Genomic DNA, 14,534 nt, shown 5'->3' on the forward strand with positions numbered 1-14,534 from the left:
AGTAGCACCCGTCCGCTTTCACCGGCGAGCGCCGGCGCGCCTTACAAAGGCCGTCGCGATTCGCCCTGAAGAGACTGAAAAATGGACGGCATCTTCCTCCAGCAAATGATCAACGGGCTGACCCTCGGCTCGGTCTACGGCCTCATCGCCATCGGCTACACCATGGTCTACGGCATCATCGGCATGATCAACTTCGCCCACGGCGAGGTGTACATGATCTCCGCCTACCTGTCGGCCATCGCCCTTGCCCTGCTGGCCTTCTTCGGCCTGCAGAACTTCCCGCTGCTGATCCTCGGCACCTTGCTGTTCACCGTGCTGGTGACCTGCACCTACGGCTGGGTGATCGAGCGCATCGCCTACAAGCCGCTGCGCAACTCCACGCGCCTGGCGCCGCTGATCTCGGCGATCGGCATGTCGCTGATCCTGCAGAACTACGTGCAGGTGGCGCAGGGACCGCGCCAGCAGGGGATCCCGACCCTGCTCGACGGCGCCCTGAAATTCCACGTCGGCGACGGTTTCGTCCAGCTCACCTACACCAAGCTGTTCATCCTGATCGCTTCGCTGATCGGCATGGCGGTGCTGACCTACGTGATCCGCTACACCAAGCTCGGGCGCATGTGCCGGGCGACCCAGCAGGACCGCAAGATGGCTTCGATCCTGGGGATCAACACCGACCGGGTGATCTCCTACGTGTTCGTCATCGGCGCGGCGATGGCCGCCCTGGCCGGGGTGCTGATCACCATGAACTACGGCACCTTCGACTTCTACGCCGGCTTCATCATCGGCATCAAGGCGTTCACCGCGGCGGTGCTCGGCGGCATCGGCTCGCTGCCCGGGGCGATGCTCGGCGGCCTGGTGCTGGGAGTGGCCGAGGCGCAGTTCTCGGGGATGGTCAACACCGACTACAAGGACGTGTTCGCCTTCTCGTTGCTGGTACTGATCCTGATCTTCCGTCCCCAGGGCCTGCTCGGCCGCCCGCAGATCGCCAAGGTGTAAGGGGACGACGATGAGCAACGAGACTTCCATCGATCTCAAGCAGTGCGTCGTCGATGCCGTGCTCTCCGGGTTGATCGCCCTGGTGGTGTTCGGCCCCATCGTCGGCGTGGTCCTCGACGGCTACGGCTTCAACCTGCATTACGAGCGGGTCGGCTGGATCATCGCGATCGTGATGGCCGGGCGCTTCCTGCTCAGCCTCTACCTGCAGACCCGCGGCGGGCGCGCCGTGCTGGAGCGCTTCGAGGGGGCTGGCAGCGGCGTCCACGTCCTGCCGCCGGGCTACAAGACCCGCTTGCGCTGGATCGTGCCGCTGATCCTGGTGGCCGCGGTGATCTTCCCGTTCTTCGCCAGCAAGTACCTGCTGGCGGTGGTCATCCTCGGCCTGATCTACGTGCTGCTGGGCCTGGGCCTGAACATCGTGGTCGGCCTCGCCGGGCTGCTCGACCTCGGCTACGTGGCCTTCTACGCCATTGGCGCCTATGGCCTGGCGCTGGGCTACCAGTACCTCGGCCTGGGCTTCTGGACCGTCCTGCCGCTGGCCGCGCTGACCGCCGCGGTGGCCGGGGCGATCCTCGGCTTCCCGGTGTTGCGCATGCATGGCGACTACCTGGCGATCGTCACCCTGGGCTTCGGCGAGATCATCCGCCTGGTACTGAACAACTGGCTGTCCTTCACCGGCGGGCCGAACGGCATGCCGGCGCCGGCGCCGACCTTCCTCGGCCTGGAGTTCGGCCGCCGGGCCAAGGATGGCGGGGTGCCGATCCACGAGTTCCTCGGCATCGCCTACAACCCCAACATGAAGTTCCTGTTCATCTACGTGGTGCTGTTCCTGGTCGTGCTGCTGGTGCTCTACATCAAGCACCGGCTGACCCGGATGCCGGTCGGGCGCGCCTGGGAGGCGCTGCGCGAGGACGAGATCGCCTGTCGCGCGATGGGCCTCAACCATGTGCTGGTGAAACTCTCGGCGTTCATGCTCGGCGCCTCCACCGCGGGACTGGCCGGGGTGTTCTTCGCCAGCTACCAGGGCTTCGTCAACCCGTCCTCGTTCAACTTCTTCGAGTCGGCGCTGATCCTCGCCATCGTCGTGCTCGGCGGCATGGGCTCGACGGTCGGGGTGGTGATCGCCGCCTTCGTCCTCACCGTGGCGCCGGAGCTGCTGCGCAGCTTCGCCGACATCCGCGTGCTGCTGCTCGGGATACTCATGGTGGTGATGATGATCTGGCGGCCGCGCGGGCTGATCCGCATCAGCCGGGTGGGCTTCGCCCCGCGCAAGGGGGTGGCGCCATGAGCGACAAGATCCTCAGCGTCGAGCACCTGATGATGCACTTCGGCGGCATCAAGGCGCTCAACGACGTCAACCTCGACGTCGAGCGCGGTTCGATCACCGCGCTGATCGGCCCCAACGGCGCCGGCAAGACCACCGTGTTCAACTGTCTCACCGGCTTCTACAAGGCCACCGGCGGCAACATCCTGCTCAACACCCAGGGGCGCACCACGGACGTCATCCAGGTGCTCGGCGAGCCGTTCCAGCTGGACGACTTCGTCAAGCCGCCGCAACTGGGCAGTCGCCTCTACTACAAGATGTTCGGCGGCACCCACCTGGTGAACCGCGCCGGGCTGGCGCGGACCTTCCAGAACATCCGCCTGTTCAAGGACATGTCGGTGGTGGAGAACCTGCTGGTGGCGCAGCACATGTTCGTCAACCGCAACCTGCTCGCCGGCATCCTCAACACTCCCGGCTATCGCCGCGCCGAGAGCGAGGCGCTGGACCACGCGTTCTACTGGCTGGAGGTGGTCGACCTGGTGGACTGCGCCAACCGCCTGGCCGGCGAGATGTCCTACGGCCAGCAGCGGCGCCTGGAGATCGCCCGGGCCATGTGCACGCGGCCGGAACTCATCTGCCTGGACGAACCGGCCGCCGGCCTCAACCCGGCCGAGACCCACGCCCTGAGCAACATCGTCCGCTACCTGCGCGACCACCACGGGATCACCGTACTGCTGATCGAGCATGACATGGGCATGGTGATGAACATCTCCGACCACATCATCGTACTCGACCACGGCGACGTGATCGCCCGTGGCAACCCCGAACAGATCCGCCATGACGAGAAGGTGATCGCCGCCTATCTCGGTGCCGACGAAGAGGAGCTGTCATGAGCGCGGCGTTGCTGGAATTCCGTGAGGTGGACGTGTTCTACGGGCCGATCCAGGCGCTGAAGAAGGTCTCGCTGCAGGTCAACGAGGGCGAGACGGTGAGCCTGATCGGCGCCAACGGCGCGGGCAAGTCGACGCTGTTGATGTCGATCTTCGGCCAGCCGCGCGCGGCGGCCGGGCAGATCCTCTATCGCGGCCAGGACATCCGCCAGAAGTCGGCGCACTACGTGGCGTCCAACGGCATCGCGCAGTCGCCGGAAGGACGCCGGGTGTTCCCCGACATGAGCGTCGAGGAAAACCTGCTGATGGGTACCATTCCCATCGGCATGGACCACGCCGAGGAGGACATGCAGCGCATGTTCGAGCTGTTCCCGCGCCTGAAGGAGCGGCGCAACCAGCGCGCCATGACCATGTCCGGCGGCGAGCAGCAGATGCTCGCCATCGCCCGCGCGCTGATGAGCCGGCCGAAGTTGCTGTTGCTCGACGAGCCCTCCCTGGGCCTGGCGCCGATCGTGGTCAAGCAGATCTTCCAGACCCTGCGCGAGCTGGCCAGGAGCGGCATGACCATCTTCCTCGTCGAGCAGAACGCCAACCATGCGCTGAAGCTCTCCGACCGCGCCTACGTGATGGTCACCGGGGAAATCCGCATGAGCGGCAGCGGCGAAGAACTGCTCGGCAACCAGGAGGTGCGCAACGCCTATCTCGGCGGACATTGAGCACGCCCCGCCCCGGCTGCCTGGCCGCCGGGGCGGGCGCTGCCCTGGAGTCACGGAGGAAACTCGACTTATGCACAGCCTGCGCTTTTTCAGCAACGCCGAGGTCGCCGAGCGCCTGGCTTATCCACAACTGATCGAGGCGTTGCGCATCGGCCTGGCCAAGCCTTGCAGCGCGCCGCTGCGCAACTGCCATGCCTTGCCGGCGCAGGCCTCGCTGCTACAGATGCCGGTGTGGCAAGCCGGCGCGGGGATCGGCGTGAAACTGGTGACGGTGTTCCCTGGCAATGGGGCGCGTGGCCTGCCGGCGGTGGCCGCGGTGTTCGCTCTGTTCGACGGCGAAGACGGTCGCCCACTGGCGTTGCTGGAGGCTTCGGAGCTGACCGCCCGGCGTACCGCCTGCAGCTCGGCGCTGGCCGCCGACTACCTGGCGCGGGACGATGCGCGGCGCCTGCTGGTGGTCGGCTGCGGAACCCTGGCTGCGCACATGGTGCGGGCCCACGCCTGCGTGCGCGACTATCGCCACATCGACATCTGGGGCCGCGATCCGGCCAAGGCCGCCGCGCTGGCCGCCCGGCTGCGCGAGGAGGGCTACCCGGCGCGAGCGGCCGACGGGTTGCGCGCGGCGGTGGAGGCGGCCGACTGCGTCAGTTGCGTTACCACCTCCCGCGAAGCGCTGGTGCGCGGCGCATGGCTGAAGCCGGGCGTCCATCTCGACCTGGTCGGCGCCTTCCTGCCGTCCATGCGCGAGACCGACGCCCTGGCGGTGGCGCGCGCGCGGGTCGTGGTGGATACCCGCGCAGGCGCGCTGGAAGAGGCCGGCGACCTGTTGCAGGCGATCGCCGAAGGCGCCATCGGGCGCGAGGCGATATCCACCGAACTGCGCGACTTGCTGAGCGGGGCAGGGCGGCGCGGCGATCCCGGGGAAATCACCCTGTTCAAGTCGGTGGGTTATGCGCTGGAGGACCTGGTCGCCGCGCGCCGGGTTGTGGATAACGCCGCCTGAGGTTGTTCAGGATTTCTGTGCGGGGGCTTGTGGATAAGGTGGGTAAGAACCGCCAAACCCCCGAATCGGCGAGGGTTATGCGTGGCTGGTCAGAAAATGAACAGCGCTCGCGCCAGGTACTTATCCCCAACGCGTGGTCATCCCGCTGCCACAGTTGTTCAGGAAAACTGTGCGACGCCCTGTGGACAAGTTGGTGGCTGTTCGCTGCGGCCCAGGCACGGTGCGGGTTCCGCGAGGTTGGTCGTTTTTTGAGCAGACGCCTCGGCAAACTCGTGCGCAACTGTATGGCCAACCGGGCACGGCGAGGCTCTAGAATCCCCGGACATCGTTTTTCCGCCCCGTACGAGGAGATGCCCATGTCGTCCACCCTGTTCATCACCGGCGCCACCTCAGGCTTCGGCGAAGCCTGCGCCCGTCGTTTCGCCGAGGCCGGCTGGTCGCTGGTGCTCACCGGCCGTCGCGAGGAGCGTCTGCAAGCCCTGGCCGGTGAGCTTTCGGCGAAGACCCGGGTGTTGCCGCTGACCCTGGACGTGCGCGACCGCGCGGCGATGAGCGCGGCCGTGGACAACCTGCCGGAAGAGTTCGCCACCCTGCGCGGCCTGATCAACAACGCCGGCCTGGCGCTGGGCACCGACCCGGCGCAGTCCTGCGACCTGGACGACTGGGACACCATGGTCGACACCAACATCAAGGGCCTGCTCTACAGCACGCGCCTGCTGCTGCCGCGGCTGATCGCCCACGGCGCCGGGGCGAGCATCGTCAACCTGGGTTCGGTGGCCGGCAAGTGGCCCTATCCGGGTAGCCATGTCTACGGCGGCACCAAGGCTTTCGTCGAGCAATTCTCCCTGAACCTGCGTTGCGACCTGCAGGGCACCGGGGTGCGCGTGACCAACCTCGAGCCGGGGTTGTGCGAGAGCGAGTTCTCCCTGGTCCGCTTCGGCGGCGACCAGGCGCGCTACGACAAGACCTACGCCGGAGCCCATCCGATCCAGCCGGAAGACATCGCCGAGACCATCTTCTGGATCATGAACCAGCCCGCCCACCTGAACATCAACAGCCTCGAGATCATGCCGGTGAGCCAGTCCTGGGCCGGCTTCGCCATCCACCGCGAAAGCTGACCGGCGGAGGCGGCCGGGGCACGCTATGATGCCCCGGACGTCCCGATCGAATAAGCGAATTCCATGAGCAAACCGGGCCAACGCGTGCTGGCCGAGCTACGCAAGCTGATCGCTTCCGGCGAACTCGCCGCCGGCGAGCGCATCGTCGAGATTCCCACCGCCGAACGCCTGCAGGTCTCGCGCATGCCGGTGCGCATCGCCCTGCGTACCCTCGAGCAGGAAGGCCTGCTGTGCAAGACCGGGCGCGGCTACAGGGTGCGCGCGGTGACCCGCGAGGATATCGCCGGCGCGGTCGAGGTGCGCGGCGTTCTGGAAGGCCTGGCGGCACGCCAGGCGGCCGAGCGCGGGCTGTCCGCCGAGGCACGGGCGACCCTGGAGGAATGCCTGGCCGAGGGCGACCGATTGTTCGCCAACGGCCAGGTCCTGCTGGAGGAGCTGGAGCGCTACCAGCGCATGAACATGCGTTTCCACCGCACCATCATCGAGGCCAGCGGCAACCCGGCGATCGCCGTGGCGCTGGCGCGCAACGACCACCTGCCGTTCGCCTCGGTGAGCGCCCTGGCGGTGGATCGCGACAATCTCGAGCAGGAATTCCGCCGTTTCAACTTCGCCCACATGCAGCACCACGCGGTGGTCGACGCGCTGGTCAACGGCCAGGGGGCGCGCGCCGAGGCGATCATGCGCGAGCACGCCAACGCGACCCTGCGCTACGCCGACTACTTCGATCCGGCGCGGCAGGGTGTCACCGTGCTTCACGGCGACGTCGCCGCCGACTAGAGATCCAGCACCAGCCGTGGGCTGCGCGAACGCGAACAGCAGGGCGTGAAGCAATCGTTGGCGGCCTGCTCCTCTTCGCTGAGGTAGAGGTCGCGATGCTCCGGCTCGCCGTCCAGCACGCGGGTCAGGCAGGTGCCGCAGATGCCCTGCTCGCAGGAGGCCGGCAGGTCCACCCCGGCTTCGCGCAGGGCCGCCAGCACGGTCTGCCCGGCGGCGACCCGGATCAGCGCTCCGTTGCTCGCCAACTGCACTTCGAAGGTGCCGTCCGCATTGGCGTCCCGTGGCGCGGCGGCGAAGTGCTCGCGATGCAAGCGGCTTGCTTCCCAGCCCAGTTCGCGGGCGCTTTCTTCGATCCACTGCATGAAGCCCGCCGGCCCGCAAAGGTATAGCTGGGCGTCGCGCGGACTGGTCGCCAGCAGGGCGCGAAGGTCCGCGCGCCGGCTGCTTTCGCCGTGGTCGAAGTGGCAGTGCACGCGGTCGGCGAAGGCGCACCGGCCAAGGTAGTCGACGAAGGCCGCGCGCTCGGCGGAATGCGCGCAGTAGTGCAACTGGAAGTCGGCGCCATCGCGGGTCAGGCGTTCGGCCATCGCCAGCAGCGGCGTGATGCCGATGCCGCCGGCGAACAGCAGACGCGGACCGGGCTCCGGCGACAGCGGGAAGAGATTGCGCGGCTCGCCGATGCGCAGCCGCTGGCCGACCCGCAGTTCGGCGTGCAGCGTGGCCGAGCCGCCGCGCGAGTCGCGGCAGCGGAGTACGGCGATACGGTAGTGGCGCGGCCGTTCGGCGGGGCCGCAGAGGGAGTACTGGCGGACCAGGCCGTTGGGCAGGTGCAGGTCGATGTGTGCGCCCGGCTCGAAGGACGGCAGGGCCGCCCCGTCGGCCCGGAACAGTTCGAAGCTGTGGATATCCTGCGCCTCCAGGCGGATGGCGCCGACGATGACCTCGATCATGGCGAAGGCTCCCGTCAGGCCTGGGCGCGGTTGGGGGCGGCGGCCTGGCGCTCGTCCGCCAGCAGGCGCTCGATGATGCGCCGGGCCTGCACGCCGCCGGCGTCGATGTTCAGTTTCAGCAGGTCGCGCCGTGGATGGCGCAGCAGGTTGCGCTGCTGGCTTTCGAGCATTTCCAGGTCTTCGCCGAAGATCTTTCCCTGGCCTTCGCGAATGCTCTCGGTGAGCGCCTGGTCGTGGGCCTGGAAGTTGCGCGCCATGCCCCAGAAGTACCAGATGGAAGTGGCGCTCTCCGGGGTGATGAAGTCGACCACGATGCTCGCCGCCTTGCGCTCCGCCGGCGCCTGGTAGCCGCCGTGGCCGGCGTGGGCCACGCCGACCTCGATCAGCACGTGGCTGGGCGGCGTGAAGCGGCAGATCTGCCAGCGGTCCACCGCCACGTCGTCGGCCAGGCCGTTGCCGCGCAGAGCCATGCGCCAGAACGGCGGGGCCATGACATTCTGCATGTGGCGGCTGGTGATCACCTCGTCGCCTTCCACCCGCGTGGTCGGCGCGGCCTCGTCGATTTCCTTCTGGCCGATGCTGGACGCATGGACATAGGTCTCGTGGGTCAGGTCCATCAGGTTATCGATCATCAGGCGATAGTCGCAGTGGATGTGGTACAGCCCGCCGCCATAGGCCCAATCGGGGCTTTCCGCCCATTCCAGGCGGGGTATCAGCGCGGCGTCGGCCTGTTCTTCCGCGCCCGGCCAGACCCAGACGAAGCCGTGCCGTTCCTGCACCGGGAAGCGACGGATGCAGGGGAAGCCGCGGACCCGCTGGCCGGGCATCGCGCGGGTGCGACCGTCCTCGCCCATTGCCAGGCCGTGGTAGCCGCAGACCAGCACGCCGTCCTCGACGAAGCCCAGCGACAGCGGCGCGCCACGGTGCGGGCAGAAATCCTCGAGGGCCGCCACGCGGCCGTCCTCGCCTCGGTAGAAAACCATCGGCTCGTCGCAGATGCGTCGGCCGAGCGGCTTGCCGGCCAGTTCGTCGGGAGTGCAGGCCACGTACCAGGCGTTCTTCGGAAACATCGTCGGATCCTCTCGTTGTTTTTGTAATTGGATCCAATGATTCGCGAGGCAACTTTTCCAAGTCAACCGCTTCTGTACAAAAAATAATCTGTTCGATAGTCGCACATAAAAAACTTCAGGAATAAATTGCCAAATTATCTCGTTCCAGAGCCTTTCTCGGATTTCGCTGACAGTGGGATATCCGCTGGCCATCCGTTTTCTTGTCGTAAAAATGGATCCAATAGGATTGCGGCATCGACGCAACGGTGCCAGGGTGCCTGCGCTTGCCGTGCCTACAACAACAAGAAAAAGGGTCTTCCCGATGATGGATTCCTGCATTCCCGCGCCTCGCTCCCGCCTGCCGTCGCTTCTTTCCTGTCCGCTCGGGGAGGGCCGCCCATGAACCGGGACTTGCGCCGCGCTCTCGACGACGAACCGATGCGTCCGTTCCAGTGGCTGGCGGTGGCTGTGTGCATCGTGCTCAACCTGATCGATGGCTTCGACGTGCTGGTGATGGCCTTCACCGCATCCTCGGTGGCCGCCGAATGGAACCTTGGCGGCGCCGAGATCGGCCTGCTGCTCAGCGCCGGCCTCTTCGGCATGGCCGCCGGCTCGCTGTTCATCGCGCCCTGGGCCGACCGCTGGGGGCGCCGCCCGCTGATCCTCGCCTGCCTGGCGCTGTCGGGCCTGGGCATGCTCGCCTCGGCGCTGAGCCAGGCGGCCTGGCAACTGGCGTTGCTGCGCGGGCTGACCGGACTGGGTATCGGCGGCATCCTCGCCAGCAGCAACGTGATCGCCAGCGAGTACGCCTCGCGCCGCTGGCGCGGCCTGGCGGTAAGCCTGCAGTCCACCGGCTACGCGCTCGGCGCGACCCTTGGCGGACTGCTCGCGGTATGGCTGATCGGCGCCTGGGGCTGGCGCTCGGTGTTCGTCTTCGGCGCTGGCCTGACCCTGGCGGTGATCCCGCTGGTCTGCCTGTGCCTGCCGGAGTCGCTGGACTTCCTCCTGGCGCGCCGGCCGCCGCGGGCGTTGCAACGGGTCAACGCGCTGGCCCGGCGCCTGGGCCGTGCGGCGCTCGCGGAACTGCCGAGCCCGCCCGGTGGCGGAGCGGAGCACGGTAGCCGCCTCGCCCGGTTGCTTTGCGTTGCCCAGCGACGTACCACGCTGCTGCTCTGGGCGCTGTTTTTCCTGGTGATGTTCGGCTTCTACTTCATCATGAGCTGGACGCCGAAGCTGCTGGTCGCCGCCGGCCTGTCCACCGCCCAGGGCATCACCGGCGGCACCCTGCTGAGCATCGGCGGGATCTTCGGTGCCGCCTTGCTCGGCGGGCTTGCCGCGCGCTTTCGCCTGGAACGGGTGCTGGCGCTGTTCATGCTGCTTACCGCCGCTCTGCTCGCGCTGTTCTCGCTGAGCGCCGGGCTGCCCGGCGCGGCCTTGCCGCTGGGACTGCTGATCGGGCTTTGCGCCAACGCCTGCGTGGCCGGCCTGTATGCCCTGGCGCCGAGCCTCTACGACGCTTCGGTGCGCGCCACCGGGGTCGGCTGGGGGATCGGCGTCGGTCGCGGCGGGGCGATCCTCTCGCCGCTGGTGGCCGGGCTCCTGCTCGACGACGGCTGGCAGCCGCTGTCCCTCTATGGGGCGTTCGCGGCGGTGTTCGTCGTCGCGGCCGCCGTGTTGCCGCTGCTCGGTGCGCGGCGTCGCGAGCGCTCGCCGACGCTGGGAGACGCTGCGTGAGGGCCGCCGGCGTTTCAGCGTTGGGCGGCGATGATTGCCTCGGCGATGGTGGTGCGGAACCAGTTCAGCGCCGCCGAGCGTTCGCTGCTCTCGTGCCAGTGCAGGGAGACGTCGAACGGCGGCAGGGTGAAGGGCAGTTCGAGCATGCGCATGCCGCCTTCGGCGACGAAGCGATAGGCGATCTGCGCCGGCAGGATGGTCAGCAGCTCGGTACCGGGAATGATCTTCGGCAGCACCGAGAAGTGCGGCACCCGCAGGCTGATGCGGCGCTGCACCTGCATGGCCTCGAGCACGTCCTCGGCGATGCCGTGGCCGGAGGTACGGGTCACCACGATGTGCCGCTCGGCCAGGTACTGCTCCAGGCTCAGGCTGTCGCCGATCCGCGGGTGGCGGTCGCTGAGCAGGCACACGTAGCGCTCGTGCAGGACCCGCTGGCTGCGCGCGCCGGGCACCGCCTGGCGGCAAATCGCCGCGTCGACCTTGGCGCTGCTCAGCCAGGCGCCGACCTCGTCCACCTGCAGCGGCAGCACTTCCACTTCGGCGAACGGCGCGTCGCGGGTCAGGCGTTCGAGGATCAGCGAGAGGAAACCCACTTCGCCGAGATCGGTGAGGGCGATGCGGAAACGTCGCTCGGTGGTCGCCGGATCGAAGTGGCGAACGCTCTGTACCGCGCCCTCGATGCGCGTCAGCGACTCGCGGAAGGTGCCGTAGAGCTGCTCGGCGACGAAGGTCGGCTGGATGCCGTCGCGGGTGCGGGTGAACAACGCGTCGTCGAACAGTTCGCGCAGGCGCGCCAGGGCGTAGCTCACCGATGGCTGGGTGACGAACAGGCGCTCCGCGGCGAGGGTCACGCTGCCGGCTTCGTAGAGGGTGACGAAGGTGCGGATCAGGTTGAGATCGATCGGACTCATATAGATCAGCTCTATTTTTTATAGAAAGAGTATCGATTTGATTGATTATCGAGCGGCTGCAACAGTAGCGCAAATCCAGGAAACGAGCTTGAAGGCCTGCATGAAAACCGTCCATTCCGCGTCTTACGAGATCCTCCGTCGCCACGGCCTGACCACCGTCTTCGGCAACCCCGGCTCCAACGAGCTGCCGTTCCTCAAGGACTTCCCCGAGGATTTCCGCTACATCCTCGGCCTGCACGAGGGCGCGGTGGTCGGCATGGCCGATGGCTTCGCCCTGGCCAGCGGCCGCCCGGCCTTCGTCAACCTGCATGCGGCGGCGGGCACCGGCAACGGTATGGGTGCCCTGACCAACGCCTGGTACTCCCATAGCCCCCTGGTCATCACCGCCGGGCAGCAGGTGCGCTCGATGATCGGGGTCGAGGCGATGCTCGCCAACGTCGATGCCGGACAACTGCCCAAGCCGCTGGTGAAATGGAGCCACGAGCCGGCCTGCGCCCAGGATGTACCGCGCGCGCTGAGCCAGGCGATCCAGACCGCCAGCCTACCGCCGCGGGCGCCGGTGTACCTGTCGATTCCCTACGACGACTGGGCGCAACCGGCGCCGGCCGGCGTCGAACACCTGGCCGCGCGCCAGGTCAGCGGCGCCGCGCTGCCCGCGCCGGCATTGCTGGCCGAACTCGGCGAGCGCCTGTCGCGCTCGCGCAACCCGGTGCTGGTGCTCGGTCCGGACGTCGACGGGGCGAATGCCAACGGCCTGGCCGTGGAACTGGCGGAGAAGCTGCGGATGCCGGCCTGGGTCGCGCCGTCGGCCTCGCGTTGTCCGTTCCCCACCCGCCATGCCTGCTTCCGCGGCGTGCTGCCGGCGGCCATCGCCGGGATCAGCCGGCTGCTGGACGGCCACGACCTGATCCTGGTGGTCGGCGCGCCGGTGTTCCGCTATCACCAGTTCGCCCCCGGCGATTACCTGCCGGCCGGCGCCGAGCTGGTGCAGGTCACCTGCGATCCCGGCGAAGCGGCACGGGCGCCGATGGGCGACGCGTTGGTCGGCGACATCGCGCTGACCCTCGAGGCACTGCTCGAACAGGTCCGCCCCAGTGCGCGGCCGTTGCCCGAGGCGCTGCCGCGACCGCCGGCGCTGGCCGAGGAGGGCGGACCGCTGCGGCCGGAAACCGTGTTCGACGTGATCGATGCGCTGGCGCCGCGCGACGCCATCTTCGTCAAGGAGTCGACTTCCACCGTGACCGCCTTCTGGCAGCGCGTGGAGATGCGCGAGCCGGGCAGCTACTTCTTCCCGGCCGCCGGCGGCCTCGGCTTCGGCCTGCCGGCGGCGGTCGGCGCGCAACTGGCGCAGCCGCGGCGGCAGGTGATCGGGATCATCGGCGACGGCTCGGCCAACTATGGCATCACCGCACTCTGGAGCGCCGCGCAATACCGTGTGCCGGCGGTGTTCATCATCCTCAAGAACGGTACCTACGGCGCCCTGCGCTGGTTCGCCGGGGTGCTCGAGGTGCCCGATGCGCCGGGGCTCGACGTGCCCGGCCTGGACTTCTGCGCGATCGCCCGCGGCTATGGCGTCGAGGCGCTCCACGCAGCCACCCGCGACGAGCTGGAAAGGGCCTTGAAGCATGCCCTGGCCGCTGATCGCCCGGTTTTGATCGAGGTGCCGACGCAAACCATCGAACCCTGATGTTCCACGGCGCCGCCCCATGCCAGAGTGGGCGGTGCCGACCGACGCCCGCGTGCGCCCATAACAAGAACAAGAGAGAGGTTGGTATGAACAGGCAATCCGCTGCGGCGGTGATCGACGCTGCCCGCTTTAACCGTACTCACTGGCTGATCCTCGGCTGGGGGTGTTTCATCATGCTGTTCGACGGCTACGACATGGTCATCTACGGCTCGGTGGTGCCACGCCTGATGCAGGAGTGGCAGCTGAGCCCGGTGCAGGCCGGCACCCTCGGCAGTTGCGCGCTGTTCGGCATGCTCTTCGGCGGAACCCTGCTGGCGCCGCTGGCGGACCGCTTCGGCCGGCGCCGCCTGGTGATCGCCACCACCCTGCTGGCGAGCCTCGCCGCCTTCCTCACCGGGCACGCCCGCGACCCGCTGGAACTGGGCGCCGGACGCTTCTTCACCGGCCTGGCACTGGGCGCGCTGGTGCCCAGCGCGATCAACCTGATCAGCGAATTCGCCCCGGCCGGGCGGCGCAGCACCCTGGTCACGGTGATGTCGGCCTTCTACTCGGTGGGCGCGGTGCTCTCGGCGCTACTGGCGATCGCCATGATCCCCGCCTGGGGCTGGCAATCGGTGTTCTACGTGGCGGTGCTGCCGGTGCTGGCGGTGCCGCTGATGTTGCGCTGGTTGCCGGAGTCGGCGGCGTTCCTCGAACTCAAGGGCCGCCGCGCCGAACTGGACGCGCTGCTGCGCAAGGTCGATCCCGACTACCGGCCCGGCGCCGAGCGGGCGAACGCTGTCGCGGCCGAAGCGCCGAGCGGACGGGTCGCCCAGTTGTTCGAGGGGCGCCAGGCAGTGGGCACCCTGCTGCTGTGGGTGGCCTTCGCCATGTGCATGCTGATGAGCTACGGGCTCAACACCTGGTTGCCGAAACTGATGGCCGGCGGCGGCTACGCCCTCGGTTCGAGCCTGGCGTTCCTCGTCACCCTGAATGTCGGGGCGACCCTCGGTGCGTTGTTCGGCGGCTGGCTGGCCGACCGCCTCGGCGCCGGCCGCACCCTGGTGCTGTTCTTCGCCCTGGCCGCGGCCTCCCTGGCGGCCCTCGGCCTGGGGCCAGGCCCCTGGCTGCTCAACGGCCTGCTGGTGGTGGCCGGCGCCACCACCATCGGCACCCTGGCGGTGATCCATGCCTACGCCGCGCAGTTCTATCCGGCCTGGGTGCGCTCCACCGGGGTCGGCTGGGCCGCCGGCGTCGGCCGCCTCGGCGCCATCGCCGGGCCGATGCTCGGCGGCAGCCTGCTGGCCCTGGAGCTGCCGTTCCAGCAGAACTTCCTGGCCTTCGCCGCGCCCGGCGTGATCGGCGCGCTGGCGATCGCCTGCATCCACCTGCGGCCGCGCGTGCCGGCGGAAGCGTCCGTCGACGCGACGGCGAAGAAACCCCTGTGATTTTCGAAAGAG

Annotated in this window: 13 protein-coding genes; 10 read left to right on the forward strand and 3 right to left on the reverse strand. The window is 68.2% G+C overall.

Annotated elements, in window-relative coordinates:
* The first annotated feature begins 81 nt into the window (after positions 1–81).
* The 7 genes from JHD77_RS09360 (at position 82) to JHD77_RS09390 (ending at position 6,764) form a co-directional block, all read left to right on the forward strand.
* Positions 82–996: an ABC transporter permease subunit gene (locus tag JHD77_RS09360; RefSeq protein WP_003095571.1), complete on the forward strand. Its 915-nt coding sequence runs from the start codon at positions 82–84 to the stop codon at positions 994–996.
* A 10-nt stretch (positions 997–1,006) separates the two neighbouring features.
* Positions 1,007–2,284 carry a high-affinity branched-chain amino acid ABC transporter permease LivM gene (gene livM / locus JHD77_RS09365; protein ID WP_003161297.1) on the forward strand — a complete coding sequence of 426 codons (1,278 nt, stop codon included), beginning with the start codon at positions 1,007–1,009 and terminating at the stop codon, positions 2,282–2,284.
* Positions 2,281–3,153, forward strand: coding sequence for an ATP-binding cassette domain-containing protein (locus JHD77_RS09370; protein WP_003095566.1), 873 nt, complete (start codon positions 2,281–2,283; stop codon positions 3,151–3,153). Before livM ends, JHD77_RS09370 begins: the two co-directional genes overlap by 4 nt.
* Positions 3,150–3,866, forward strand: coding sequence for an ABC transporter ATP-binding protein (locus JHD77_RS09375; protein WP_003095563.1), 717 nt, complete (start codon positions 3,150–3,152; stop codon positions 3,864–3,866). The genes JHD77_RS09370 and JHD77_RS09375 overlap by 4 nt, the downstream gene beginning before the upstream one ends.
* Positions 3,867–3,936: 70 nt before the next feature.
* Positions 3,937–4,869, forward strand: a complete 933-nt coding sequence (locus JHD77_RS09380; protein ID WP_003116180.1) for an ornithine cyclodeaminase family protein — start codon at positions 3,937–3,939, stop codon at positions 4,867–4,869.
* A 356-nt stretch (positions 4,870–5,225) separates the two neighbouring features.
* On the forward strand, positions 5,226–5,987 hold the full coding sequence (locus tag JHD77_RS09385) for an SDR family oxidoreductase (RefSeq protein WP_003095557.1): 762 nt from the start codon (positions 5,226–5,228) through the stop codon (positions 5,985–5,987).
* A gap of 63 nt (positions 5,988–6,050) precedes the next feature.
* Complete coding sequence (locus tag JHD77_RS09390) at positions 6,051–6,764, forward strand: GntR family transcriptional regulator (protein WP_003099978.1); 714 nt, start codon at positions 6,051–6,053, stop codon at positions 6,762–6,764.
* Here JHD77_RS09390 and JHD77_RS09395 read toward each other — a convergent pair.
* Complete coding sequence (locus JHD77_RS09395) at positions 6,761–7,714, reverse strand: PDR/VanB family oxidoreductase (RefSeq protein ID WP_031756969.1); 954 nt, start codon at positions 7,712–7,714, stop codon at positions 6,761–6,763. The two genes, JHD77_RS09390 and JHD77_RS09395, sit on opposite strands and share 4 nt — an antisense overlap.
* Before the next feature lie 14 nt (positions 7,715–7,728).
* Complete coding sequence (locus JHD77_RS09400) at positions 7,729–8,784, reverse strand: aromatic ring-hydroxylating dioxygenase subunit alpha (RefSeq protein ID WP_003099966.1); 1,056 nt, start codon at positions 8,782–8,784, stop codon at positions 7,729–7,731.
* 378 nt (positions 8,785–9,162) lie between these two features.
* On the opposite strand from JHD77_RS09400, the gene JHD77_RS09405 reads away from it, so the two are divergent.
* Positions 9,163–10,497 (forward strand): MFS transporter, encoded by a 1,335-nt coding sequence (locus tag JHD77_RS09405; RefSeq protein ID WP_003112297.1) that lies wholly within the window; start codon positions 9,163–9,165, stop codon positions 10,495–10,497.
* 14 nt (positions 10,498–10,511) lie between these two features.
* On the opposite strand, the gene JHD77_RS09410 is transcribed toward JHD77_RS09405, so the two are convergent.
* The gene (locus tag JHD77_RS09410) at positions 10,512–11,408 is read right to left on the reverse strand and encodes a LysR family transcriptional regulator (protein ID WP_031756967.1); all 897 of its coding nucleotides are present in this window, start codon (positions 11,406–11,408) and stop codon (positions 10,512–10,514) included.
* Between the two features lie 100 nt (positions 11,409–11,508).
* On the opposite strand from JHD77_RS09410, the gene mdlC reads away from it, so the two are divergent.
* Both mdlC and JHD77_RS09420 read left to right on the forward strand, forming a co-directional pair.
* Positions 11,509–13,095, forward strand: a complete 1,587-nt coding sequence (gene mdlC / locus JHD77_RS09415) for a benzoylformate decarboxylase (RefSeq protein ID WP_031756965.1) — start codon at positions 11,509–11,511, stop codon at positions 13,093–13,095.
* A gap of 86 nt (positions 13,096–13,181) precedes the next feature.
* Positions 13,182–14,522: an MFS transporter gene (locus tag JHD77_RS09420; RefSeq protein ID WP_003112299.1), complete on the forward strand. Its 1,341-nt coding sequence runs from the start codon at positions 13,182–13,184 to the stop codon at positions 14,520–14,522.
* Positions 14,523–14,534: the final 12 nt, after the last annotated feature.

Source organism: Pseudomonas sp. P20, from assembly GCF_016463925.1.
GTDB classification, from domain to species: Bacteria; Pseudomonadota; Gammaproteobacteria; order Pseudomonadales; family Pseudomonadaceae; genus Pseudomonas; species Pseudomonas aeruginosa.